The organism is Pseudomonas sp. FSL R10-1339 (genome assembly GCF_009600545.1).
GTDB classification, from domain to species: domain Bacteria; phylum Pseudomonadota; class Gammaproteobacteria; order Pseudomonadales; family Pseudomonadaceae; genus Aquipseudomonas; species Aquipseudomonas bubulae.
Genome location: NZ_WIVQ01000022.1, coordinates 20,302 through 43,945, shown reverse-complemented (window position 1 = coordinate 43,945; position 23,644 = coordinate 20,302). Strand labels below are relative to the sequence as shown.

At 58.0% G+C, this 23,644-nt stretch carries 22 protein-coding genes; 12 read left to right on the top strand and 10 right to left on the bottom strand.

Annotated features, from left to right (window positions below; genetic code table 11):
* Positions 1 to 110: 110 nt before the first annotated feature.
* The 4 genes from GHO03_RS09540 to aspA all read right to left on the bottom strand — a co-directional run bounded on the left by GHO03_RS09540 (position 111) and on the right by aspA (position 5,687).
* Entirely contained in the window at positions 111 to 1,103 is a 993-nt protein-coding gene (locus GHO03_RS09540; RefSeq protein WP_094999536.1) for an AraC family transcriptional regulator, read from the bottom strand.
* 180 nt (positions 1,104 to 1,283) lie between these two features.
* Positions 1,284 to 2,288, bottom strand: coding sequence for an asparaginase (locus tag GHO03_RS09535; protein WP_095024790.1), 1,005 nt, complete (start codon positions 2,286 to 2,288; stop codon positions 1,284 to 1,286).
* Between the two features lie 56 nt (positions 2,289 to 2,344).
* Entirely contained in the window at positions 2,345 to 3,766 is a 1,422-nt protein-coding gene (locus GHO03_RS09530) for a sodium:alanine symporter family protein (RefSeq protein WP_094999534.1), read from the bottom strand.
* Positions 3,767 to 4,262: 496 nt separating this feature from the next.
* Positions 4,263 to 5,687 carry an aspartate ammonia-lyase gene (aspA, locus tag GHO03_RS09525; RefSeq protein ID WP_094999533.1) on the bottom strand — a complete coding sequence of 475 codons (1,425 nt, stop codon included), beginning with the start codon at positions 5,685 to 5,687 and terminating at the stop codon, positions 4,263 to 4,265.
* A gap of 180 nt (positions 5,688 to 5,867) precedes the next feature.
* On the opposite strand from aspA, the gene GHO03_RS09520 reads away from it, so the two are divergent.
* On the top strand, positions 5,868 to 6,773 hold the full coding sequence (locus GHO03_RS09520) for a LysR substrate-binding domain-containing protein (protein ID WP_095017945.1): 906 nt from the start codon (positions 5,868 to 5,870) through the stop codon (positions 6,771 to 6,773).
* 30 nt (positions 6,774 to 6,803) lie between these two features.
* On the opposite strand, the gene GHO03_RS09515 is transcribed toward GHO03_RS09520, so the two are convergent.
* Complete coding sequence (locus GHO03_RS09515; protein WP_153399692.1) at positions 6,804 to 7,292, bottom strand: hypothetical protein; 489 nt, start codon at positions 7,290 to 7,292, stop codon at positions 6,804 to 6,806.
* Between the two features lie 159 nt (positions 7,293 to 7,451).
* On the bottom strand, positions 7,452 to 8,006 hold the full coding sequence (locus GHO03_RS09510) for a reprolysin-like metallopeptidase (RefSeq protein ID WP_095017947.1): 555 nt from the start codon (positions 8,004 to 8,006) through the stop codon (positions 7,452 to 7,454).
* Positions 8,007 to 8,421: 415 nt separating this feature from the next.
* Here GHO03_RS09510 and purE point away from each other — a divergent pair, with 415 nt between their 5' ends.
* The 4 genes from purE to GHO03_RS09490 all read left to right on the top strand — a co-directional run bounded on the left by purE (position 8,422) and on the right by GHO03_RS09490 (position 10,983).
* Entirely contained in the window at positions 8,422 to 8,913 is a 492-nt protein-coding gene (gene purE, locus GHO03_RS09505) for a 5-(carboxyamino)imidazole ribonucleotide mutase (protein WP_016782937.1), read from the top strand.
* Between the two features lie 11 nt (positions 8,914 to 8,924).
* Positions 8,925 to 10,010, top strand: a complete 1,086-nt coding sequence (locus GHO03_RS09500) for a 5-(carboxyamino)imidazole ribonucleotide synthase (protein ID WP_094999530.1) — start codon at positions 8,925 to 8,927, stop codon at positions 10,008 to 10,010.
* A 106-nt stretch (positions 10,011 to 10,116) separates the two neighbouring features.
* On the top strand, positions 10,117 to 10,365 hold the full coding sequence (locus GHO03_RS09495) for a GlsB/YeaQ/YmgE family stress response membrane protein (protein WP_016782939.1): 249 nt from the start codon (positions 10,117 to 10,119) through the stop codon (positions 10,363 to 10,365).
* 81 nt (positions 10,366 to 10,446) lie between these two features.
* Entirely contained in the window at positions 10,447 to 10,983 is a 537-nt protein-coding gene (locus tag GHO03_RS09490) for a DUF3299 domain-containing protein (protein WP_094999529.1), read from the top strand.
* 81 nt (positions 10,984 to 11,064) lie between these two features.
* Here the strand turns inward: GHO03_RS09490 and GHO03_RS09485 are convergent, their stop codons facing one another.
* Together GHO03_RS09485 and GHO03_RS09480 are read right to left on the bottom strand one after the other, a co-directional pair.
* A complete protein-coding gene (locus GHO03_RS09485) occupies positions 11,065 to 11,964 on the bottom strand; it encodes a D-hexose-6-phosphate mutarotase (RefSeq protein WP_095017948.1) in 900 nt (299 codons plus the stop codon).
* A gap of 22 nt (positions 11,965 to 11,986) precedes the next feature.
* The gene (locus GHO03_RS09480) at positions 11,987 to 12,388 is read right to left on the bottom strand and encodes an acyl-CoA thioesterase (protein ID WP_003438129.1); all 402 of its coding nucleotides are present in this window, start codon (positions 12,386 to 12,388) and stop codon (positions 11,987 to 11,989) included.
* Positions 12,389 to 12,761: 373 nt separating this feature from the next.
* Between GHO03_RS09480 and GHO03_RS09475 the strand changes: the two genes are divergently transcribed.
* The 7 genes from GHO03_RS09475 (at position 12,762) to GHO03_RS09445 (ending at position 22,197) form a co-directional block, all read left to right on the top strand.
* Positions 12,762 to 14,051, top strand: coding sequence for an MFS transporter (locus tag GHO03_RS09475; protein ID WP_094999527.1), 1,290 nt, complete (start codon positions 12,762 to 12,764; stop codon positions 14,049 to 14,051).
* 166 nt (positions 14,052 to 14,217) lie between these two features.
* Complete coding sequence (locus GHO03_RS09470) at positions 14,218 to 15,204, top strand: phosphate ABC transporter substrate-binding protein PstS (protein ID WP_094999526.1); 987 nt, start codon at positions 14,218 to 14,220, stop codon at positions 15,202 to 15,204.
* Positions 15,205 to 15,421: 217 nt separating this feature from the next.
* Positions 15,422 to 17,707 (top strand): ABC transporter permease subunit, encoded by a 2,286-nt coding sequence (locus GHO03_RS09465; protein WP_094999525.1) that lies wholly within the window; start codon positions 15,422 to 15,424, stop codon positions 17,705 to 17,707.
* 15 nt (positions 17,708 to 17,722) lie between these two features.
* Positions 17,723 to 19,393: a phosphate ABC transporter permease PstA gene (pstA, locus tag GHO03_RS09460; RefSeq protein ID WP_095017950.1), complete on the top strand. Its 1,671-nt coding sequence runs from the start codon at positions 17,723 to 17,725 to the stop codon at positions 19,391 to 19,393.
* 155 nt (positions 19,394 to 19,548) lie between these two features.
* A complete protein-coding gene (gene pstB / locus GHO03_RS09455) occupies positions 19,549 to 20,382 on the top strand; it encodes a phosphate ABC transporter ATP-binding protein PstB (RefSeq protein ID WP_094999523.1) in 834 nt (277 codons plus the stop codon).
* Positions 20,383 to 20,467: 85 nt separating this feature from the next.
* Entirely contained in the window at positions 20,468 to 21,229 is a 762-nt protein-coding gene (gene phoU / locus GHO03_RS09450; protein WP_094999522.1) for a phosphate signaling complex protein PhoU, read from the top strand.
* A gap of 77 nt (positions 21,230 to 21,306) precedes the next feature.
* The gene (locus tag GHO03_RS09445) at positions 21,307 to 22,197 is read left to right on the top strand and encodes a response regulator (protein ID WP_153399689.1); all 891 of its coding nucleotides are present in this window, start codon (positions 21,307 to 21,309) and stop codon (positions 22,195 to 22,197) included.
* A gap of 69 nt (positions 22,198 to 22,266) precedes the next feature.
* Here GHO03_RS09445 and GHO03_RS09440 read toward each other — a convergent pair whose 3' ends face one another.
* Positions 22,267 to 22,983 carry a hypothetical protein gene (locus GHO03_RS09440; protein WP_095017952.1) on the bottom strand — a complete coding sequence of 239 codons (717 nt, stop codon included), beginning with the start codon at positions 22,981 to 22,983 and terminating at the stop codon, positions 22,267 to 22,269.
* Between the two features lie 43 nt (positions 22,984 to 23,026).
* Positions 23,027 to 23,602 carry a hypothetical protein gene (locus GHO03_RS25115; protein WP_178110300.1) on the bottom strand — a complete coding sequence of 192 codons (576 nt, stop codon included), beginning with the start codon at positions 23,600 to 23,602 and terminating at the stop codon, positions 23,027 to 23,029.
* Positions 23,603 to 23,644: the final 42 nt, after the last annotated feature.

Below are 23,644 nucleotides of genomic sequence, written 5' to 3'. Positions count from 1 at the left end.
GCTACAGTCTTGCGGCGCCGGGGGTTTGAGAGAACGGCAGGAGCGGCCAAAAGGAGATGTATGTGGCCAAAATGGTTGACCGTAATTGGCCCCTGCCTATCCCCTCTGAATCAGGCCCGGAACTGGCTGGGTGCAACCCCGCTCCAGCGCACGAAGGCATGGCGGAAGCTCGCGGTTTCACTGAAACCCAGGGTCTCGGCAATCTTGTAAATGGGCCATTCGGTTTCGTTGAGCAGCAGCTTGGCGCGCTCAAAACGCAGGTCATCGAGCAGCGTCTGGTAGCTGCAACCCATATCGTGCAAGTGGCGGCGCAGGGTGCGCGGCGAGCAGTTCATGTGCTCGGCCAGCCCTTCGAGGCCGGGGGCTGCATGCAGTTGTGCGGCCAGCAACTGGCGGATGCGTTCCAGCCAGGTTTGTCTCCCGGTGAACTCCAGATTCTGTTTGCGGCAACGCTCGGCCATCGCTTGATGGGTCACCGCATCGGCCAGTGGCAAAGGCTGGTCGAGCCATCGCTTGGCGAAGGCGAAAGCATTGCTGTCGGCATCGAACTGACGCGGGCAATCGAAGCTTTGCCCGTAGCTGGCGTGGTAGTCGGGTGCGCTGTGGATAAAGCGTGCACCCAATAGCGGCAGCGATTGGCCTAGCAAGTCTTCGCATATAACCTTGAGCGAAACCAGGCATAGCTCGGTATTGAACACCGCCATTTGCGGGCTCTCGGCATAGCCATTGGCACAGAACCGGACCTGTTCGCCCTCGACCTCCAGGCTCAGCTCAAAAAGTGTTCCCAGCAGCGCCGGGTAGCGTAAAGCTAGACGCAATGCGTCACCTAAGGTGGCACTGGTGAGTAGGGCGTAACCGAGTATGCCGTAGGACGACACATGCATGCGTCGCCCTAGTTCAAGGCCGATTTCGCGGCGCAGAGCCACGGCATTGGCGCACACGCGCATTTCCTGATTGGTGGTGATGCGAGTGTCTGCACGGCTCAGGTCCGCCGCCCGAATGCCGCTGCCGGCCAGCAGCATCTCGCTGGGCAAGCCTTCTGCGTTGAAGGTGCTGAGCACCAGGGATACGGCGTTGAGCGTTGTGAGATGGGAGTGGAGCATGCTCGTTTCCTGCCTGGGAGGTGCAGGAAGCGAGCAAGTTGTGTGCCGGGGGATGTACACCGAACCTGTAGCCGCTGCCGCAGGCTGCGATAAGGGCCGCAGGACCTTCAATCAAGGCGGGTCTGGTGCACAGTCCATCACAGCCTGCTAGAGCGGCTACATAGGCCGGGTTATGGGCTTTTAGGCCAGCTCCCCGCACACATCCAGTTCGATCAGGCGGCGCACCTCGGCCAGCGGCAGGTCAGCGCCAAGCAAGGCATGCAGTTTGCCGAACACGGCCTCGCGGGTCATTCCGCCACCTGACAGCACACCCGCCTCACGCAAGCGGCTGCCAGCTTCGTACACGTCCAGTTCTACACCGCCTTCATGGCATTGGGTAATGGCCACGATCACAATGCCATTTTCCTGTGCCCGTTGCAGACTGGCGAGAAAGTCCGGGTTGTCGCCAGGGCCGGTGCCACTGCCGAAGCACTCCAGTACCAGGGCTTCGATCCCGCTGTTGAGCAAGGCATCGAGCTGGGCGGCGCCAATCCCTGGCACCAGTGGCAGCACGCCTACGCTGGCCTGGTGTTTGGGGTAGCTGTAGGCCAGTTCTGCCGGGAGGGTGCTGGCCCTAGTCCCGCCGCCGTTGCGTGTCAGCGTCACAAACGGGTTACGGCCAAAGCTGCGCACTTTGGCGCAGCTTGTTGGAGCCATCAGCTTGCCGTGGAAGTACAGCTGTACGCCGTTAGGCTGGCCCTGGCCCAGCGCCTGCAAGGCACCGCTGATGTTTTCCCAGGCATCGCTGTCAGGTACGCCCGCTGGCAGCATGGAGCCGGTGAAGAGTACCGGTGCAGGCAAGCCCAGCAGTTGAAAGCACATCGCCGCAGCGCTGTAGGCCAGCGTGTCAGTGCCATGTAGGACCAGTACAGCATCGCAGCCATCCTGCTCGACCGCTTCGATGATCGCGCTGCGCAGGCGTAGCCAGTAGGCAGGCGTCATGTTGGCGCTGTCGATCAGCGGGCTCATTTCGCGAAAGGCCCATTGCGGTACTTGCAGCTGCGGTTGGCTGGCCAGGTGCTCGCGCATGCGTGCCTCAAAACCCGAGGCTGGTGCCAGACCGCTGGCGCTGGCCTGCATGCCGATGGTGCCGCCGGTGTAGAGCACCATGACGTGTTGGCAGGTGTGATGAGTGGCTGCGGTCATTATTGAGTCTCCATAAGCAAAAACGCGGCGGTTCTGGAGAACCGCCGCGTCAAGTATCAGCGTTTTGTTTCGTCGACCTGGGCGGCCGGCTTTGGCGGCCAGGCCTTTAGATCGAGATCCAGATCCGGGAATTTACTGGAATCGAAGACAGGTGTCTTGATCCCCGCGCGGCGCTGGTCATCGTAGTCCTTGAGCACGCGCATGCAGATCTTGAACAGCATCGCCAGCGCAACCAGGTTAACGAAGGCGAGCATGGTCATGGCAATGTCGGCGAAAGCGAAAACCGTTTGCAGGTTTTCGATCGACCCCCAAAAGATCAGCACCAGTACCAGTGCGCGATAACCCATCAGTGCTTTGCGGCTCTCTCCAACCAAAAAGCGCAGGTTGTTCTCGCCCAGGTAGTAGTTGTAGAGCATCGAGGTGAATACGAACAGCGCCAGGGCCACGCTGATAAAGACACGACCCCATTCGCCGACCACGGCTGCCAGGGAGTTCTGGGTCAGGGCAATGCCGTCGCCTTCAAAACCTGGGGTGTAGAAGCCCGACAACAGAATCAGCAAAGCCGTACAGGTGCAGATCACAAAGGTGTCGAGGAATACGCTGAATGCCTGCACCACGCCTTGGGCGATCGGGTGCTCAACATCGGCCACGGCAGCCACGTTCGGGGCGCTGCCCAGACCGGCTTCGTTGGCGAAGACGCCACGTTTGACGCCCATCACGATTGCACTGCCGATCAGGCCACCGAACACAGGGTCCAGGCCGAAGGCGCTCTTGACGATATGGCCCAGCATGGCGGGTACGTGGTCGAACTGCAGTACGATCACATACAGGGTGACCGCAATATAGGCCAGGGTCTTGACCGGTACCAGCAGGTCGGCTACCGAAGCGATACGCTTGATCCCGCCGATAAACACCAGGCCCAGCAGGATGGCGATGGCCAGCCCCGAGTAGTTGACCTTGAAGCCGAAGGCGTCTTGCAGCGAGTGGGTCACGGCATGGGCTTGCAGGCCCATGAAGGCAAAACCGAAGGTGATCAGCAACAGCACGGCCATCAGTTTGCCCATCCACACTTTGCCCAGGCCGTACTTCATATAGAAGGACGGGCCGCCGCGCAGTTGGCCTTCCGAATCACGACGCTTGTACAGCTGGCCCAGGGAGCATTCGATCAGGCTGCTGGACATGCCGACCAGGGCGGTCACCCACATCCAGAACACGGCACCGGGGCCACCCAGGGTAACGGCAATACCGACGCCGGCAATGTTGCCCGCGCCGACACGGCCGGCCAGGCTCAGCATCAATGCCTGAAATGAGCTCAGCTCACCGGCGCTGCTGCGCAGGCTGTCCTTGAAAACCGAAAACATGTGCAGAAAGTAACGAAACTGAACGAAACGCGAGCGGATCGTGAAGTAGCCACCGAGCCCGACCATGAGCACGATTAGCACTTTCCCTGAGAGGAAGTCATTGATGACTTCAAGCATGGATTATTCCTCGCTGTTTTTATCTGATGGCAACACGGCCGGATCGAAATATCGCGTTACACCTGCTTGAGCAAGGCATAAACGTAGGCGATCAATGTGACCCTGGCCATGTTGCTGCTTGGTTTACGATGCTGTTTCCGTGCTGACGATGGCCGCTGGTGCTGGGGCCGGGCACAGGAAGAGGGGCGGCACTATACCTAGGAGCGCAGGAAGCGTCTGCATAAGTGACTGAATTTTCATGTGTGAGTTGTCCGATATGGCTTAGTTTATTGTCAAATTGCCCTCACCCCAGCCCTCTCCCTGAGGGTGAAAGGGCTCGATTTGTGGCGTTAATCTGATCTGCTTTTGCCTTTAGTCTTCTCTCCCTCTGGGAGAGGGGGGAGGGGTTTCAAAATCCCAGGGCCAAAAAAAAGGGCCTGCAGACGTATCTGCAAGCCCTCAAAAGGTGAGAGGTGTCTAGTCCCTCGACCTGGTGAGCGTTGAGCGTGTTACAGCATCAGGCCTTGAGTGGCACCAGACGCGGAGCAATCATGTTTTCCGGGCGCAGGATGTCGTCGAGCATGGCGTCGTCGAGCAAGCCTTCTTCGCGCACCAGTTCCAGTACGCCGCGGCCGCTTTCAAGAGCGATACGGGCGATACGGGTGGCGTTTTCATAACCGATGTACGGGTTAAGTGCAGTCACCAGACCAATCGAGTGCTCGACCAGTTCACGGCAGCGCGCTTCGTTGGCCGTGATGCCGGTGATGCAGTGTTCGCGCAGCATGTCCATGGCGCGTTGCAGCAGACGAATCGAGTCGAAGATCTTGAACGCGATCAGCGGCTCCATAACGTTCAGTTGCAGCTGGCCACCTTCGGCAGCGATGGTCAGGGCCAGGTCGTTACCGATGATCTGGAATGCCACCTGGTTCACGGCTTCCGGGATAACCGGGTTGACCTTGCCTGGCATGATCGAACTGCCTGGCTGACGTGCTGGCAGGTTGATTTCGTTGATGCCGGTACGTGGGCCGCTGGACAGCAGGCGCAAGTCGTTGCAGATCTTCGACAGCTTGACCGCGGTACGCTTGAGCATGCCGGAGAACAGTACGAAGGCGCCCATGTCGGAGGTGGCTTCGATCAGGTCGGCCGCCGGTACCAGCGGGTGACCGCTGATGGTGGCCAGGCGGTTCACGGCCAGCATCTGGTAACGCGGGTCGGCGTTGATGCCGGTACCGATGGCGGTGCCACCCAGGTTCACTTCAGTCAGCAGCTCTGGCGCCAGGGTTTTCAGGCGAGCCAGGTCTTCACTCAATGTAGTGGCGAAAGCGCGGAACTCTTGACCCAGGGTCATTGGCACGGCGTCTTGCAGTTGGGTACGGCCCATTTTCAGGACGTGACTGAACTCGGCGCCTTTGGCTGCAAACGACTGGATCAGGCTGTCGAGGCTGGCCAGTAGCGCGTCGTGACCCAACAACAGGCCCAGACGAATGGCCGTCGGGTAGGCGTCGTTGGTCGACTGCGCCATGTTGACGTCGTTGTTCGGGTGCAGGTATTGGTATTCGCCTTTCTGATGGCCCATGGCCTCCAGCGCGATGTTGGCGATCACTTCGTTGGCATTCATGTTGGTTGAAGTGCCAGCGCCGCCTTGAATCATGTCCACCACGAACTCTTCGTGGAAATCGCCGCGGATCAGACGTGCACACGCTTCGCTGATGGCAGCGTGCTTGGCGTCGCTCAGATGACCCAACTCGCGGTTGGCGTCAGCAGCGGCTTGTTTAACCATGGCCAGGCCCACAACCAGCTTCGGGTAATGCGAGATCGGAACGCCGGAGAGACGGAAGTTGTTCACCGCTCGCAGGGTCTGGATGCCGTAATACGCTTGAGCGGGTACTTCGAGTACGCCAAGCAGGTCTTTTTCGGTACGGAAAGATGCAGCGGAGGACATGATAGAAATCATCTCGATATGAACCCGGTCTGGGCCGGAACGCTGCGAATCCTAGGCCTGCAGACTATTTTGGGCCAATGCCTTTAAACACTAACCTATGCATAAACGGCATAATAGCGACGTGACGCGGCAGGCGCGTCGAGCGTGTGACCCATTTTGGTGCGCGTCCGGGAGGACTCGATGAATCTCGAAAGTAAATGGTTAGAGGACTTCAGTGCCCTGGCTGCTACCCGCAGTTTTTCCCAGGCAGCAGAGCGCCGTTTCGTCACTCAGCCGGCCTTTAGTCGGCGAATTCGCAGCCTTGAAGCGGCGCTTGGGCTGACCTTAGTGAATCGTTCCCGAACCCCGGTGGAGTTGACTGCGGCCGGTCAGCTGTTTTTGGTTACGGCGCGCACGGTCGTCGAACAGTTGGGTGAGGTGCTGCGTCACCTTCATCACCTCGAAGGCGGGCAGGGTGAGGTCATGCAAGTGGCTGCCGCCCACTCCCTGGCGCTGGGTTTTTTCCCGCGCTGGATCGCCCAGTTGCGCAATGAAGGGCTGAACATCGCGACACGACTGGTTGCGACTAACGTCGGAGACGCGGTGCATGCTTTGCGCGAAGGTGGTTGCGATTTGATGCTGGCTTTTTACGATCCGGATGCGGCCTTGCAGATGGATCCGGAAATTTTCCCGTCCTTGCACCTGGGTAATACCGAAATGCTCCCGGTATGTGCTGCCGATGCAGACGGCAAGCCGTTGTTCGATCTGGAGGGCGATGTCAGCGTGCCGCTACTGGCCTATAGCGCTGGCGCATTTCTGGGCCGCTCGGTGAATTTGCTGCTGCGCCAGCGCAGCCTGCGCTTTACCACTATTTATGAGACCGCGATGGCCGACAGCCTTAAAAGCATGGCGCTCGAAGGGTTGGGCATTGCCTGGGTGCCGCATTTGAGCGTGCGCGCCGAGCTGGCGCGGGGCGAGCTGGTGGTGTGTGGAGGCCCTCAATGGCATGTGCCGCTGGAGATTCGCCTATACCGCTGTGCCCTGGTGCGCAAGGCCAACGTACGGTTGTTGTGGCGAAAACTGGAAAGTGGAACTCAACCCGAGTGAATGCGTTTTTTGTTATTTTTGTTATGGGTTTTAAGGGGCTTTTTTTAGGTGCTGCTTTATGTTGGCGTAATTTTCACTGCTAAAGCTGAAGATAGAGCAAGCACCCTCCACGCGGCCCGTTGCCATAAAGGTTGCACAGTGAGAAGGATCATTACGTTCGGGCTCACGATACAAGGCAACATCTTCATGGGTAGCGCCGAGGCAGTGCCCTATTTCATGGGCCACCACCGTTCGTCCAAGTGTCGTGGCGATAGCGATGTTGGCCTCTGGAATAGCCATGCCCTCCACCCCCATTGAGGGCATGAGGAGTCCATCAATCAGGATCAGGTATAAATCGGCAGGTTTTCCGGCCCGCCGATGTTCAGCCATGTATGCAGCAAAGACGGCTTTAATGGCCGTGCTCAGTGCTTCAATAACCGGCTCAATATCCAGACGGTTATCTGAGAAGGACAGGTAGTCAAAATTTGTGATGTCGGGAATATCCCGCAGAAATACAACGTTAACCGAACGGCCAGTCATCGTTGATAGCTGGGGCGTAAAAATATCGAAAAATAAATATTTTAGGTGGCGATCGTTTTTCTGAAGAACAGTGTCATGAACAAATGTATATATATTGATCGGTCGTATTTTTAGCCTTCATTCAGGTGATGACTGATAAGTCTGTTAGAAATTCCGGTCTTAGGGGGCATCACTTAAGAATGCGCTTATGTTGTTTCTGTTTTCCGGCGTGAAACGGTAACAATTACTTCGAAAAGTTGAAGCGTTGGGAAACATGAACGTTTCACATACGCTGCCCCATGGATTGTGGCCGAGTGCTGCATTGTTGTGGGATGCATTGAAACTGTGGCCTACTTCATGGGCGATCACTTGATAGTGTTTAAGGCTGGCAATGACGGCGGGTTGTCCGGGGTAAGCGCAGCCCAGGGTGGTTTCGTTGAGCGGGGAGTGCGTAACCAGAATGTAGCGTTCGGTTTTACCCCACTTTAGCCCGTGTTGGTTTTTGTATCGGATGGCCGCCAATTCCCATCGATGAAGAACATCGTCTATGGACTGACTTTTATAGTTGAAGTCAGTCATGCCCTGCACGTTACGTATGTCCTTGAATATAAAAGATCGTTTTGTAATTGCCGTGATTTCGTCGGTAAACTCTTTGAAGTATGCACGCCCCAATGTGTTGATGGCGCGGTGCGGGACATCGTTGTGGATAAAAATATAAAGTGTGATCGGTTGCATGGGAAATATCCTTTTAATAAGGAGCCTGCAATCCTTGCAGGACTGTTTACGTTTTTGCTGTTACCGGTTTGAATTTAAGTGAAGACGTTAATTCCAGGTTTCGCCGTGGCTGGAATTCGTCGAGTTATGTCGTTTCTATCTCTGTGCAATGTAGGCGTGGCACCTGATGATCAGAGGCCGTAGCCGAGGAGGCGTGTTTTGACCTGAAGGTCAATAAAACCGGGGTATTCGGGATTGTCCGATGTGCAAGACAGATGGTCGTCAAAGGTGCTTTCAAGGCACATGTTTGGGGTATACTGCGCGGCCTTCGGCTGGCTTGACCGGCCTTAATTCCTATAACAAGCCACGTCGGATCCTCCACGTGGCTTGTTGTTTTTTGACGCGCCTGCGGGCGCCCAAGAGAAGAGGCGCGACGATGAGTGCACTGGTAGGCGTGATCATGGGCTCCAAGTCCGATTGGTCCACCCTCAGCCACACCGCCGATATGCTGGAAAAACTCGGCATTCCTTACGAAGTGAAAGTGGTCTCTGCCCACCGCACTCCGGATCTGCTGTTCCAGTATGCCGAAGAGGCCGAAGGCCGCGGGATCGAGGTCATCATCGCGGGTGCCGGTGGCGCAGCCCACCTGCCAGGCATGTGTGCAGCCAAAACCCATTTGCCAGTACTCGGTGTACCGGTCCAGTCGGCCATGCTGTCGGGCGTAGACTCGCTGCTGTCGATCGTGCAAATGCCGGCGGGCATCCCGGTTGCAACCCTGGCCATCGGCAAAGCGGGCGCGATCAACGCTGCCCTGTTGTCGGCGAGCATCCTGGGCGCCAAGCATCCGCAGTTCCATACCGTTTTGAAAGCATTCCGTGCTGAACAGACAGACAGCGTGCTGGACAATCCAGACCCGCGCGTAGCCTGAGGTTTCTGACGATGAAAATCGGTGTAATCGGTGGCGGTCAATTGGGCCGCATGCTGGCTCTGGCGGGCACTCCGCTGGGGATGAACTTCGCTTTCCTGGATCCGGCTCCTGATGCCTGTGCCGCCTCGCTGGGTGAACACCTGCGTGCGGACTACAGCGACCCGGACCATTTGCGCCAGTTGGCTGACGAAGTCGACCTGGTGACGTTCGAGTTCGAAAGCGTTCCCGCTGAAACCGTGGCTTTCCTGTCGCAATTCGTCCCGGTATACCCGAGCGCCGAAGCGTTGCGCATTGCCCGCGATCGCTGGTTCGAAAAGAGCATGTTCAAGGATCTGGGCATTCCGACGCCGGCATTTGCCGACATCCAGTCCCAGGCTGATCTGGACGCAGCAGTGGCCACCATTGGCCTGCCTGCCGTGCTCAAGACCCGCACCCTGGGTTATGACGGCAAGGGCCAGAAAGTGCTGCGCACCCCTGCCGATGTCGTGGATACGTTTGCTGAACTGGGCAGTGTGGCGTGCCTGCTGGAAGGGTTTGTGCCGTTCACCGGCGAAGTGTCGCTGATTGCCGTACGCGGCCGTGATGGCGAAACGAAGTTCTACCCATTGGTACACAACACTCACGACAGCGGCATTCTCAAGCTGTCGGTTGCCAGTACCGATCACCCGTTGCAAGCCCTGGCTGAAGACTACTCCAGCCGTGTGCTCAAGCAGCTGGATTACGTTGGGGTGATGGCATTCGAATTCTTTGAAGTCGACGGTGGCCTCAAGGCCAACGAAATCGCCCCGCGTGTCCATAACTCCGGGCATTGGACCACCGAAGGTGCCGAGTGCAGCCAGTTCGAAAACCACTTGCGCGCCATCGCCGGCCTGCCGTTGGGTTCGACAGCCAAAGTGGGCGAAAGCGCCATGCTCAACTTCATCGGCAGCGTGCCGCCGGTTGAGAAGGTGATTGCGATTGCTGATTGCCATCTGCATCACTATGGCAAGGCGTTCAAGGTCGGCCGCAAAGTCGGTCACGCCAACCTGCGCTGCGCTGATATGGCGACGTTGCAAGCGCAAATCCTCAAGGTTGAAGCCCTGATCGACGAAGCGTAAATCGCTTTGTACGGAACCATTGGGTTGTCGCTGCTCTCTGATGGCGTGATGCCAAAGTGCTGACTAGGCTTTGGTTGTAACGCCATTTAATTTTGAGGGAGCGTCCATGGGCATCATCGGAACCATTTTTATCGGCTTGATCGTTGGCCTGCTGGCTCGTTTCCTGAAACCGGGTGACGACAGCATGGGCTGGATCATGACGATCCTGCTGGGTATCGGCGGCTCGCTGGCGGCTACCTATGGTGGTCAGGCGATTGGTATCTACAAGGCAGGCGAGGGTGCCGGCTTTATAGGTGCCGTGGTGGGTGCCGTGATCTTGCTGGTGATCTACGGCCTGGTGTCGAAAAAGTCCTGATTAAACGCTTTGGCTCTCTCTGCGCCAGCCGCAGAGAGGGTTAAACTGCGCGCGTTCAATCCTTCTTTTATCGAGCCTTGCATGCGCCGTCTTCTACTGACTTTTCTTTTGCTGGGTTCAGGCCTGGCACATGCGGCAGAGTTGCCCGAAACCGACTGGCTTGAACTGATGCCCAAGTCGGATCAAATAGCCCTTGAGCAAATGCCCGAAATTGACCATGACTCGCCCGAGGCCAATGGTACGTTTACCGACAAGGGTGGTTTGAAGCAGAGCAAGGGCCTGCCCGCGGTGATGTACTCCAGCAAGACAGTGGCCAGCATGAACGGCAAAAATATCCGTTTGGGTGGCTACCCCGTGCCTCTGGAAACAGACGCCAAGGGTCGCAGCACGCTGTTTTTCCTGGTGCCGTACCCGGGCGCCTGCATTCATGTGCCGCCTCCGCCGCCCAATCAGTTGGTGTTGGTGCGCTATCCAAAAGGCTTGAAGCTGGATGACATCTACACGCCGTTGTGGGTGATGGGCTCGCTGAAGGTCGAGAAGGTCAGCAATGACCTGGCCGATGCGGCCTATGCGCTGGATGCGAGCAAGGTGCGGGTAGTGGTTGAGGAAGACTTGTAGGGATCAGACCAATTGTGGGAGCGAGCCTGCTCGCGAAAACACACTTCGCGAGCAGGCTCGCTCCCACAGGTTTTGGTTGTATCAGGTTTTCAGGCGCTCGCTGCCAATACTCACACTCAGCGTATGGCTGGCGCCCGGCTCCAGGGTGATGATGTCATCCATCACATTGGCGGTTTCGATGCACAGCATGCGCTGCCAGCCATCTGCGGCCATGTCGCCGAGCGTGGCGGTCTTGTCGATCCAGGGATTCCAGATTACCGCCGAGCGCGAGCCGCGGCTGGTCAGCTCGAGCGTGCGCGACCAGTCCGGGTCGACGATGCTCAACTGCTGCGGGGTATCGAGGTAGATACGATCGGTTTCGCCGCTGAAGGTCAAATCGCCCGCTTGCGCAACACGTTTCCAGTCGTCGAGTGTGTCGATGTAGGTCAGGCCGTCGACTCCTTTGACCTCAACCTTGCGCACGTCGCTGACCGCAAAGTAGCTGTGCAGGGCCTGGCTGATGCTCACCGGGATGCTGCTGCGGTTATGGCTGGTGAGGCTGATATGCAGTTGGCTGTCGAGGCGGATGTTCAGGGTCAGCGCCACGTCGTGGGGCCAGCCGGGCAGGCCGCCTTCGATGTGGGGCAAGCCCAGCGCTATATGCAGCGCCTCACCGGCGTCATCGATCTCCAGCACTTCCCATTCGCGCGTACGTACCAGGCCGTGGGCCGTGGCGGGTTCATCGCTGTGGCGCATGGCCTGCACGCTTTGCGGGTTGAGTGCCAGGTTGCCAAACCAGGGCCAGCACACCGGCACGCCCGTGCGGATGCCATGGCCTTGCTTGAATTGGGCTTTTTCGTTGAGCCAGATGATCGGCGGCTCATCACCTACCTGATAACTGAGAACCTGCGCGCCCTGTTTGGCGACCAGCAGTTGGGCCTGGCCATGCTGGAAGTGCCAGCACTCCAGTTCATCCAGGGTGACTGACTCAATGTGGTGCATGGCAGGTTCTCTATTTATAGGTTTAACGACGTGGCGGAACGGAGCGGGTGCGGCCGCTGCCATCGATGGCGACAAAGACAAAGACCGCTTCGGTCACTTTACGCCATTCGCTGGACAACGGGTCGTCACTCCACACTTCAACCATCATCTGGATCGAGCTGCGGCCGATCTCAAGTGCCTGGGTGTAGAACGACAATTGTGCGCCCACGGCCACGGGTACCAGAAATGCCATACGATCAATAGCGACAGTGGCTACACGGCCACCGGCAACCTTGCTGGCCATTGCGGTACCGGCCAGGTCCATTTGAGAGACCAGCCAGCCGCCAAAAATATCGCCGAAACCATTGGTCTCGCGCGGCAGGGCGGTGATTTGCAAGGCCAGATCGCCTTGCGGAATTGGATCTTCTTGTTCGAGCTCTAGCATGCCTAAGGGCCTCTGACCCGTGATTCATCATAAGTACTGCGGGTGAAAAAGCGTCTTTAGAAAAACGATTCAGCCCGAACATACTACGTTCGTCACGTTCTTCATAAGCCGCACCAAGGGGAAACTCTGCGAAATCGGCTGAAGTGGCCAGCGGACGTTTTCGCACAGCAACCTCAGAAGTTACCAAGTGTTTCTTACAGCATGAGTATATCGGGGGACAGCCTGGCCGACGACCTCCTGATTCTGCTTTTTGGGTGCGCTGCACGTCTAGCTCTGTGCTTTTGTAAACAATTTGTTATCTTTCAAAACCTGCCCAGCCCCTGCCGGCGAAGTTGCAGCTTTTTGCCGTGCCTAATAAGAGAAGCAATACCCCATGATCACAGAGCCTTCCAGTGCTGCACCGCCTTCGCGGCCGTTAACCCGTAATGACTATAAAACCTTGTCGCTGTCTGCCTTGGGTGGTGCGCTGGAGTTTTACGATTTCATTATTTTTGTATTTTTTGCCACCGTGGTCGGGAAACTGTTCTTTCCGGCGGACATGCCCGAGTGGCTACGTCTGATGCAAACCTTCGGTATTTTCGCTGCGGGTTATCTGGCGCGTCCTTTGGGCGGCATTGTCATGGCGCACTTTGGTGATTTGCTGGGGCGCAAAAAGATGTTCACGTTGAGCATCTTCATGATGGCTGTACCGACTTTGATCATGGGCTTGCTGCCGACCTATGCGCAGATTGGCATGTGGGCACCGATTCTGTTGCTGCTGATGCGCGTGATCCAGGGCGCGGCCATTGGTGGTGAAGTGCCCGGGGCCTGGGTGTTCGTGGCCGAGCATGTGCCGCCACGGCATGTGGGCTACGCCTGCGGCACCCTGACCTGCGGGTTGACCGCGGGCATCTTGCTGGGTTCCCTGATGGCCACGGCGATCAATACGATCTATACGCCGGCTGAAGTGTCTGACTTTGCCTGGCGGATTCCATTCCTGATGGGCGGCGTGTTCGGCCTGTTCTCGGTGTACCTGCGTCGCTGGTTGCACGAGACACCGGTATTTGCCGAGTTGCAGCTGCGCAAGGCGCTGGCTGCGGAAGTCCCGCTCAAGACCGTGCTGCGCGACCATCGCGGGGCGATTGTGGTCTCGATGCTGCTGACCTGGTTACTGTCTGCCGGGATCATCGTGGTCATTCTGATGACGCCCACGGTGCTGCAAACCATTTATGGTTTTTCAGCGACCACCTCGTTGCAAGCCAATAGCCTGGCGATCGTCTTTTTGAGTTTGGGTTGCATCGCTTCGGGCGCCCTGGCTGACCGCTTTGGTGCGGGCAAGGTGTTTGTGGTGGGTTGCGCCGGGTTGCTGATCACGTCGTGGACCTTCTATCACAGCCTGCTGCAGCATCCGGACTGGCTGTTCCCGCTGTATTCCCTGAGCGGTCTGTTTGTCGGCACCATCGGTGCCGTCCCTTATGTGATGGTTAAAGCTTTTCCGCCAGTGGTGCGTTTCAGTGGCCTGTCGTTTTCCTACAACCTGGCCTACGCCATCTTTGGCGGTCTGACCCCAATGGCCGTGACCCTGTTGCTCAAGGAAAGCCCGATGGGGCCGGCGTATTACGTGGCCATTATCTGCACGATGGGCCTGGTGGTCGGTGCTTATTTGTGGAAAAAGGGCCGCTGAGACATCGCTCAGTGGCCATGACACTTCGCTAGCCTCTCCCCGAAGGCCATCATTTGTAACGAATGATGGCCTTTCATCTAATTGTCACAATCGGTTCATAGAGTAGTCACATGGCCTGCAGATACTGGCCCCCGATTCATCTAACCCCGTTTGCTAGGAGTAAGGCATGAAACTGAAGCGTGTGATGGCGGCCCTGACTTTTGTCGCCGCAGGCGTTGCAACTGCCAATGCGGTTGCCGCTGGTGTTGACCCGGCTATTCAGCCCTACGTGAAGACCACTGGTGTGTCGGGCAACCTGTCCAGCGTTGGTTCCGACACCCTGGCGAACTTGATGACCTTGTGGGCTGAGGCGTACAAAAAAGAATACCCGAACGTAAACATCCAGATTCAAGCTGCCGGTTCTTCGACCGCGCCGCCTGCGATTACTGAAGGCACCGCTAACCTGGGCCCGATGAGCCGCAAAATGAAAGACAACGAACTGGCTGCCTTCGAGCAGAAGTACGGCTACAAGCCTACCGCCATCCCGGTGGCAGTGGATGCCCTGGCCGTGTTCGTGCACAAGGACAACCCGATCAAGCACCTGACCATGGAACAGGTTGATGCAATCTTCTCTTCGACCCGCCTGTGCGGCGCCAAAGCCGACGTTAAAACCTGGGGCGACCTGGGTGTGACCGGCGACCTGGCCAACAAGCCGGTTCAACTGTTCGGTCGTAACTCGGTATCCGGCACTTACGGCTACTTCAAGGAAGAAGCCCTGTGCAAAGGCGACTACAAGCCTAACGTGAACGAACAGCCGGGCTCGGCTTCGGTTGTGCAGTCGATCAGCAGCTCGCTGAACGGCGTCGGTTACTCGGGCATCGGTTACAAAACCGCCAGCGTGAAGACCGTGCCTTTGGCTAAAAAAGGCAGCACCGAGTTTGTCGAAGATACCGAAGAAAACGCACTGAACGGCAAATACCCGCTGTCGCGTTTCCTCTACGTGTACGTGAACAAGGCGCCGAACAAGCCGCTGAACCCGCTGGAAGCCGAGTTCATCAAGCTGGTCCTGTCCAAGCAAGGTCAGGAAGTGGTCGTGAAGGATGGCTATATCCCTCTGCCAGCCAAAGTCGCTGCCAAAGCATTGGCTGACCTGGGCCTGAAAGAAGGCGCATAAGCAGACGCCATGTGGGAGCGGGCTTGCTCGCGATGCAGGCAACTTGGTACATCAGACCTATTGAGTTGACGCCATCGCGAGCGAGCCCGCTCCTGCAGGTCTGCCTCGCAACCGCTTCACCAAATTTTCCATTCCGCTGCCAGCACCGTTGGGCGGCGGATTTTTTGCGTCACTGCTTTGTCATCTTTCTGTCATACAGGACCGCTAGGGTGTGCGCATGAATGATCTGGCCAATTCCCCAATGACTACGACATCCGCTCCCAAGCGCATTGATTTCAATACGCCTGAACTGCAACGCAAGCGCCGTATCCGCGCGTTTAAAGATCACCTGACCCGCTGGTATGTATTTATCGGCGGTCTTGCCGTGCTTGGCGCAATCACTCTGATCTTCTTCTTCCTGGGCTATGTGGTTTATCCACTGTTCCAGGGTGCCGACCTGAACGCCAAACAGGCGATTACGCCGGTGTGGATGCAGGACGCCGGCAAGCCGCTGATGATCTCCATCGAAGAGCAGAATCAGGTCGGTATGCGGGTGTCCGACAAGGGCATGGTGTTGTTCTTCAATGCGAAGAACGGCGAAGAGCTGTCGCGGGTCAACCTGCCGTTGCCGGCCGGCACTCAAGTGACTTCTCTGGGTGAAGACCAGCCGGGTAATCCGGTGGCGGTGCTGGGCCTGTCCAACGGTCAGGCGCTGGTGTTCCGTCACAGCTATAAAGTCAGCTACCCGGATGGCAAGAAGACCATCACCCCGGCAATCGAATACCCGTATGGCGAAACGCCAATCGTCCTCGACCCGCAGGGTGGTGCACTGGATCACGTCAACCTCAGCGTCAACGATTCAACGCTGGTGCTGGCCGGTTCCTCGGGCGCGCAACTGAACGTGCTGTCACTGGCCCGCGAAGAAAACATGATGACCGACGAGGTCACCAACACCGAGACCCGTATCGACCTGCCGCAGATGACCGCGAAGGTCAAAGCGCTGTATATCGACCCGCGTCAGCAGTGGTTGTATGTGATCAATGATCGCGCCCAGGCCGATGTCTTCAGCCTGCGCGACAAAAGCCTCAACGGTCGCTACAAGCTGGTGGATGACGCAACCACCGAGATCACCGCCAGCACACAACTGGTGGGCGGTATTTCGCTGATTTTTGGTGATTCCAAGGGCGGCCTGAGCCAGTGGTTCATGGCTCGCGACCCGGATGGCGAGCAGCGCTTCAAACATATCCGCAGCTTCCAGATGGGCACGTCGCCGATTGTTGAAATCACTGCCGAGCAACGCCGCAAGGGCTTCCTGGCTCTGGACGCGGCCGGCGAGATCGGTGTGTTCCACAGCACCGCGCATCGCACCCTGCTGGTCGAGAAAGTGGCAGAAGGTCCGGGCGTCATGGCGTTGTCGCCGCGTGCCAACCGCATCATCGTGGAAGAGGGCGGCAAGCTGCTGCCACTGACCCTGAAGAACCCGCACCCGGAAGTGTCCTGGAGCGCGCTGTGGAGCAAGGTCTGGTACGAGAACTACGACGAGCCTAAATACGTCTGGCAATCGACAGCCGCCAACACTGACTTCGAACCGAAGATGAGCCTGGCGCCATTGACCTTCGGTACCTTGAAAGCAGCGTTCTACGCGATGTTGCTGGCGGCACCTCTGGCCGTTGCCGCAGCCATCTACACCGCTTACTTCATGGCTCCAAGCCTGCGCCGCAAGGTCAAGCCGGTGATCGAGCTGATGGAAGCGATGCCGACGGTGATTCTGGGTTTCTTCGCCGGTCTGTTCCTGGCGCCGTATGTGGAAGGCCACTTGCCGGGGATTTTCAGCCTGCTGGTGCTGATGCCGATCGGCATTCTGGTGGCGGGCTTCACCTGGAGCCGCCTGCCCGAGTCGATCCGCCTGCGTGTGCCTGACGGTTGGGAAAGCCTGATCCTGATCCCGGTGATTCTGTTTGTATGCGGCCTGTCGCTGTATATGAGCCCGTTCATGGAAGCCTGGTTCTTCGGTGGCGATATGCGCCTGTGGATCTCCCACGACCTGGGCATTACTTACGACCAGCGCAATGCTCTGGTTGTGGGTCTGGCAATGGGCTTCGCGGTGATCCCCAACATCTACTCGATTGCTGAAGATGCCGTGTTCAGTGTGCCTCGCGGTCTGACCCTGGGTTCGCTGGCGCTGGGTGCCACACCGTGGCAAACCATGACCCGCGTGGTCATCCTGACGGCCAGCCCGGGGATCTTCTCGGCACTGATGATCGGTATGGGCCGTGCGGTCGGCGAGACGATGATTGTGTTGATGGCCACCGGTAACACCCCGGTCATGGAAATGAACCTGTTCGAAGGCCTGCGTACCCTGGCGGCGAACGTGGCGGTGGAAATGCCGGAGTCGGAAGTGGGCGGTAGCCATTACCGCGTGCTGTTCCTCTCGGCGCTGGTGCTGCTGTTGTTCACCTTCATCATGAACACTCTTGCCGAACTGATTCGTCAGCGTCTGCGCAAGAAATATTCGTCGCTTTAAGGAAGGTAGAAGTCTGTGAAACAGAACTCCCTCAAAGGCTGGTTCAAGAGCGGCGCTCCAGGCGTCTGGATCAGCGGTGGCGCAGTGTCCATCGCCGTCATCATGACCATCGGCCTGCTCTCGGTGATTGCCGTTCGTGGCCTGGGCCACTTCTGGCCGGCCGACCTGATCCACGCTGAATACAACGTGCCGGGTGATGCCAATCACCTGGTGATCGGCGAAGTGGTGCAAAAGGAAGAAGTGCCCCGCGAGCGCCTGAAAAGTGCGGGCCTGCCGGTGCCGGAACAAGGCCCGGAGTTCATGACCCGGGAGCTGATCAAGGTCGGCAACCGTGACCTGAATGGCAATGATTTTACCTGGGTGGTCGGCGAGTGGTTGACGAACCAGAGCACGCCGCCCGAGTTGATGGCCATCGAGCGTCGCGAGTGGGGCAACTTCTACGGCTACCTGGTTAACGTCAAGGAAAACGGCAAGGTGGTGGCAGAAGGTGCCGCGGCCTGGCCGGAGCTGCAAGCGCGGGTCAAGCGTGTCAATGACCTGGCCGCGCAACTGAGCCAGCTTGAGAAGAAAGATATCGGCGCGATCAACTACGGTCTGGAGCGCATCCGCCTGCACGGTCGCAAGCTGGAGCTGGAAGGCAAGCTGACACCGCAGGCGCAGGCTGACATGGAAACCGAGCGCGCCGAGCTGAATGCACGCTACAAGGCCATCGAGGACCGCTTGGGCGAGTTGCATGCACAGTTCAACCGCGACAGCCTCACGGCCCGGGATGCCAACGGCAAAGAGCTGGAAATCGGTATCGGCAAGGTGGTCAAGGTGTACCAGCCGAACGCGATGAACAGCTGGCAGAAACTGGCCATGTACTTCAGCAATATCTGGGAATTCCTGAGCCAGGATCCACGTGAAGCCAACACCGAGGGCGGGATCTTCCCGGCCATTTTCGGCACGGTAATGATGACCCTGATCATGGCGGTGATTGTGACGCCGTTTGGCGTACTGGCGGCGGTTTACCTGCGTGAATATGCCAAGCAAAACACCCTGACCCGGATCATCCGTATCGCGGTGAACAACCTGGCTGGCGTACCGGCCATCGTTTACGGCGTATTCGGCCTGGGCTTCTTTGTGTACGTGCTGGGCGGCTCGGTTGACCGCCTGTTCTTCGCAGAAGCATTGCCTGCGCCGACCTTTGGTACACCTGGCCTGATGTGGGCTTCGCTGACCCTGGCGCTGCTGGCCGTGCCGGTAGTGATCGTGGCCACCGAAGAAGGGCTGGCGCGGATTCCGCGTACAGTGCGCGAAGGCTCGCTGGCGCTGGGTGCAACCAAATCGGAAACCCTGTGGAAAATCGTGCTGCCGATGGCCAGCCCGGCCATGATGACCGGCATGATCCTCGCCGTGGCCCGTGCCGCCGGTGAAGTGGCACCGCTGATGCTGGTGGGCGTGGTCAAACTGGCGCCGTCGCTGCCGCTGGACGGCAACTACCCGTACCTGCACCTTGACCAGAAGATCATGCACTTGGGCTTCCATATTTATGACGTCGGCTTCCAGAGCCCGAACGTCGAAGCCGCCCGACCGCTGGTATACGCCACGGCGCTGCTGCTGGTGCTGGTGATCGCGACCCTGAACCTGTCGGCCGTGTGGATTCGTAACCACCTGCGCGAGAAGTACAAGGCGCTGGATAGCTGATAGACACATGACCTGTGGGAGCGGGCTTGCCCGCGATGGTATCGGTAAGGTTTCAGCGTGAAACCGAGGTGCCTGAATCGCGAGCAAGCCCGCTCTCCCAGAAGAAACCCGGTTACTGAAAAACCGAAACGAATTTTTAGCGTATGGAGCAACCCATGCAGCATGAATCCTCAACCCACGGCATCAACATGTCCGCCTTGGGTCGCACCAAACAAAGCTTGAACCTGGCAAACGAAGAAGTCGCTATTGAAGTCCCGGGCCTGAATCTTTACTACGGTGAAAAACAGGCCCTGTACGACGTCAGCCTGAATATCCCGAAACAACGGGTCACGGCGTTTATCGGCCCGTCCGGCTGTGGCAAGTCGACGCTGCTGCGTACCTTCAATCGCATGAACGACCTGGTGGACGGTTGCCGCGTAGAAGGCGAGATCAACCTGTACGGCAACAACATCTACCGCAAGGGCGAGGATGTAGCCGAACTGCGTCGCCGCGTCGGCATGGTATTCCAGAAGCCCAATCCGTTCCCCAAAACCATTTACGAGAACGTGGTTTACGGCCTGCGCATCCAGGGCATCAATAAAAAGCGTGTGCTCGATGAAGCCGTCGAATGGGCGCTCAAGGGCGCGGCGTTGTGGGACGAAGTCAAAGACCGCCTGCACGACTCGGCACTGGGTTTGTCCGGTGGCCAGCAACAGCGTCTGGTGATTGCCCGTACCATCGCGGTAGAGCCCGAAGTGTTGCTGCTCGATGAGCCATGCTCGGCACTCGACCCGATCTCGACGTTGAAAGTCGAAGAACTGATCTACGAGCTCAAGTCCAAGTTCACCATCGTGATCGTAACCCACAACATGCAACAGGCAGCCCGTGTCTCGGATTACACGGCGTTCATGTACATGGGCAAGATGGTTGAATATGGTGACACTGACACGCTGTTCACCAACCCGGCCAAAAAGCAGACCGAAGACTACATTACCGGGCGCTATGGCTAGTTTGAGCGGCATTGCCCGTTCTATGTCACGATAATTCGGCTGGCCGCTAACCGCGTGCAGCTCACAGCTTTTGCGGAGCAGAACCATGATTTCAAAGGATGGCCTCACCCATCACATTTCCGCGCAGTTCAACGCGGAACTCGAAGACGTGCGCAGCCACCTGCTGGCGATGGGCGGCCTGGTCGAGAAGCAGGTCAACGATGCGGTGACCGCACTGATCGAGGCCGACTCGGGCCTGGCGCAACAGGTGCGTGAGATCGATGAACAGATCAACCAGATGGAGCGCAATATCGACGAGGAGTGCCTGCGCATTCTGGCCCGTCGTCAGCCTGCGGCGTCTGACTTGCGATTGATCATCAGCATTTCCAAGTCGGTGATCGACCTGGAACGCATTGGTGACGAAGCGACCAAGATCGCCCGTCGAGCCATTCAGTTGTGCGAAGAAGGTGAGGCGCCGCGCGGATACGTTGAAGTGCGCCATATCGGTGACCAGGTGCGCAATATGGTGCGTGATGCACTGGATGCGTTTGCCCGCTTTGACGCCGATCTTGCCCTGTCTGTGGCGCAGTACGACAAAATCATCGACCGTGAGTACAAGACCGCGCTGCGTGAGCTGGCCACTTACATGATGGAAGATCCGCGTTCGATCACGCGTGTGTTGAGCATCATCTGGGTGCTGCGCTCACTGGAACGTATCGGCGACCACGCCCGCAATATCTCGGAGCTGGTGATTTATCTGGTACGCGGTACAGACGTGCGGCACATGGGTCTCAAGCGCATGCGCGAAGAAGTTCAGGGCACGGGTGCCGATAACGCTAATGTTGCGTCGTCGCCTGACGATAAATAAGGCAGCCCGATCTAAAAAACGCCCGGCTCAATGCCGGGCGTTTTGGTTTTCGGGCGTTCATATCCAAGGAGCAGTCGATGAGCAAGGTTAGTGTGCTGGTGGTAGATGACGCGTCGTTTATTCGTGATCTGGTTAAAAATTGCCTGCGTAACTACTTCCCGGGCATCAGGATCGAAGACGCGGTCAACGGCCGCAAAGCCCAGGCCTTGCTGTCCCGTGAAGCCTTCGATCTGGTGCTGTGCGACTGGGAAATGCCGGAGATGTCCGGCCTTGAGCTGTTGACCTGGTGCCGCGAGCAAGACCGTCTGAAAACGCTGCCCTTTATCATGGTCACCAGCCGTGGTGACAAAGAGAACGTGATCCAGGCCATTCAGGCTGGAGTTTCGGATTTCGTCAGCAAACCCTTCACCAATGAGCAGTTACTGTCGAAGGTGAAGAAGGCGTTCACCAAGGCGGGATTGCTGAGCGCCGTGATGGCCAGCACCCCGACGCGGGTTAATTCGGCCTTTGGCAATGACTCGCTGAATGCATTGACCGGTGGCAAGGCGCAGGTCGTGACCACGACGTCGGTGACATCTGCCCCGGTTGCCCCGGCACCACGGCCGGCACCTGTCGCGGCACCGGCGCTGACCAGCCGTGGTCAGGGGCAACTGCGTTTGCCCAGCGGTACCCAAACCTGCGTAATCAAGGCGTTGAGCCTCAAGGAGGCGCTGCTGGTGGTGCGTCGTGGCGAAGTGCTGCCTCAGGTACTGGACAGTGCCGTACTCGACCTTGAGCAGGGCGAGAACGCCGAGGTGGCGCGTTTGAACGGTTATCTGCATGCCATCGTGGCATTCGAGCCAAAACCGGACAGTGCGTGGTTGCAACTGACCTTTCGCTTTGTCGATCAGGACGCCGACAAAATGAACTATCTCTCGCGGCTGATCGCCCACGGCACGGCGCAGAAGCATTTTGTGCCGGGTGCGTGATGACAGGAGCCTGTGTAGCCGCTGCCTGGTTTCTTCAGCAGCGGCTACAGGGCGAATGCAACCCGCCAGCTATCGATCCAGAAATGCCAGCTGATAGGTCTCGCGATCAATCATCACCAGCTGCACATTGTTGATTCGGGTGTTGGCCGGCTTGCCGTTGACGGCCACTGATGTTTCGATCCGGTAGATACCCTGCGGCGCACGCTCATCGAGGGTGATGGTGAAGGTGTTCTCGTAACCGCCACTGCCGCCTTTGGTGTTCGCGATCTTGCTGCCTTCTTTCAACGGCTTGGCCTCGTTGGGCGCAAACAGGCGGATCTCTTCCTTGATTTCGCTGATCGGCTGGGTCGCGCCGTTGATCGCAACAATATTGGAAACCACGGTAATCGGTTGACCCCGTTTGATGGTCATACCGGGCTGGATACTGGTGTCGTAGCTAACCAGTTCTGGCTGGGCCGGTTGTTTCTTGCCCGAGGTTTTATATTGTTGTTCAACTTCTTGAGCGGTTTTGGTCTGTACCGACTTGGCATTGATCGCGAAACAGGCGGCCATGCCGGCAACCCCGCCAATCAATACGCCTGCGCCTTTATCGTTGGCACCGCTCACAGCAGCACCCGCTGCCGCACCTGCTGCAATTGCCAGCCCGCACTTCATCCAGTCGCTGCCACTCCAGTTGGTCGGGTTGATGCTGGCAGAGTCGATATTGGCGCAGCCTTGCAGACCCAGTAGCGAAGCCAGGCCCAAGGCCAGCAAGCGTTTATCCAAAGAGTTGGAGGGCAATTTCATCAGTAACTTCCAAGTAAGAGAGGGGAAAACTCATACACCCTGATTATTCGATCCGGGTTCGATTCAGTGCTTCTTTGAGTTGTTGTTCAGCCTGGCGGATGATGTTGCGCGCCCGACTATTGTTTGGGTCCATACCCAGCACGACCCTGGCCACGGCAATTGCAGACTGGTACTCCCCGGCATTGAGCGCGTTTTGCGCTTGTTGCAGGGAGGCATTAACAGCTTTGGCAGCCTGTTGCTGCTGTTGGTCACGCACCTGGCGATCGGCCGCTTCCTGGCGCTGGCGCTCAAGAGCTTGCTGTTCGCGCAAGGCATCGGCTTGTCGCGTCGCCTCGGCGGCCTGGGCTTTGAGCAACTGCTGTTTTTGCGCCGCATCCTGCAATTGTTGCTGGCGCGCCTGGGCGGCCTGCGCACGCTGCAGCAGACTCAAGGCCCGAGGGTCATTGCTGTCCTGTTGCAAGGCAAGCCCGGCATTGTCCAGCGCGCAAGCAAAGTCCCTGGTGTCAAAACAGCTCTGACCGGTTTGCAAAAAGCCATCGAGCTTTTGCTGGCTTTGCCCGGCCATCATCTTGATTGCAACGTAGCCGCCCACCACCACTGCCAGAGTTACAACTGCCATTATCAGGGCCGGTTTTCTGTTGGTGGGCGCTGGTGTTGCGGC

What these genes read in the sequence shown, in the direction of transcription:
- GHO03_RS09540 (WP_094999536.1), bottom strand. Translation starts at nt 1,103, where the DNA reads ATGCTCCACTCCCATCTCACAACGCTCAACGCCGTATCCCTGGTGCTC.
- GHO03_RS09535 (WP_095024790.1), bottom strand. Translation starts at nt 2,288, where the DNA reads ATGACCGCAGCCACTCATCACACCTGCCAACACGTCATGGTGCTCTAC.
- GHO03_RS09530 (WP_094999534.1), bottom strand. Translation starts at nt 3,766, where the DNA reads ATGCTTGAAGTCATCAATGACTTCCTCTCAGGGAAAGTGCTAATCGTG.
- aspA (WP_094999533.1), bottom strand. Translation starts at nt 5,687, where the DNA reads ATGTCCTCCGCTGCATCTTTCCGTACCGAAAAAGACCTGCTTGGCGTA.
- GHO03_RS09520 (WP_095017945.1), top strand. Translation starts at nt 5,868, where the DNA reads ATGAATCTCGAAAGTAAATGGTTAGAGGACTTCAGTGCCCTGGCTGCT.
- GHO03_RS09515 (WP_153399692.1), bottom strand. Translation starts at nt 7,292, where the DNA reads ATGACTGGCCGTTCGGTTAACGTTGTATTTCTGCGGGATATTCCCGAC.
- GHO03_RS09510 (WP_095017947.1), bottom strand. Translation starts at nt 8,006, where the DNA reads ATGCAACCGATCACACTTTATATTTTTATCCACAACGATGTCCCGCAC.
- purE (WP_016782937.1), top strand. Translation starts at nt 8,422, where the DNA reads ATGAGTGCACTGGTAGGCGTGATCATGGGCTCCAAGTCCGATTGGTCC.
- GHO03_RS09500 (WP_094999530.1), top strand. Translation starts at nt 8,925, where the DNA reads ATGAAAATCGGTGTAATCGGTGGCGGTCAATTGGGCCGCATGCTGGCT.
- GHO03_RS09495 (WP_016782939.1), top strand. Translation starts at nt 10,117, where the DNA reads ATGGGCATCATCGGAACCATTTTTATCGGCTTGATCGTTGGCCTGCTG.
- GHO03_RS09490 (WP_094999529.1), top strand. Translation starts at nt 10,447, where the DNA reads ATGCGCCGTCTTCTACTGACTTTTCTTTTGCTGGGTTCAGGCCTGGCA.
- GHO03_RS09485 (WP_095017948.1), bottom strand. Translation starts at nt 11,964, where the DNA reads ATGCACCACATTGAGTCAGTCACCCTGGATGAACTGGAGTGCTGGCAC.
- GHO03_RS09480 (WP_003438129.1), bottom strand. Translation starts at nt 12,388, where the DNA reads ATGCTAGAGCTCGAACAAGAAGATCCAATTCCGCAAGGCGATCTGGCC.
- GHO03_RS09475 (WP_094999527.1), top strand. Translation starts at nt 12,762, where the DNA reads ATGATCACAGAGCCTTCCAGTGCTGCACCGCCTTCGCGGCCGTTAACC.
- GHO03_RS09470 (WP_094999526.1), top strand. Translation starts at nt 14,218, where the DNA reads ATGAAACTGAAGCGTGTGATGGCGGCCCTGACTTTTGTCGCCGCAGGC.
- GHO03_RS09465 (WP_094999525.1), top strand. Translation starts at nt 15,422, where the DNA reads ATGAATGATCTGGCCAATTCCCCAATGACTACGACATCCGCTCCCAAG.
- pstB (WP_094999523.1), top strand. Translation starts at nt 19,549, where the DNA reads ATGCAGCATGAATCCTCAACCCACGGCATCAACATGTCCGCCTTGGGT.
- phoU (WP_094999522.1), top strand. Translation starts at nt 20,468, where the DNA reads ATGATTTCAAAGGATGGCCTCACCCATCACATTTCCGCGCAGTTCAAC.
- GHO03_RS09445 (WP_153399689.1), top strand. Translation starts at nt 21,307, where the DNA reads ATGAGCAAGGTTAGTGTGCTGGTGGTAGATGACGCGTCGTTTATTCGT.
- GHO03_RS09440 (WP_095017952.1), bottom strand. Translation starts at nt 22,983, where the DNA reads ATGAAATTGCCCTCCAACTCTTTGGATAAACGCTTGCTGGCCTTGGGC.
- GHO03_RS25115 (WP_178110300.1), bottom strand. Translation starts at nt 23,602, where the DNA reads ATGGCAGTTGTAACTCTGGCAGTGGTGGTGGGCGGCTACGTTGCAATC.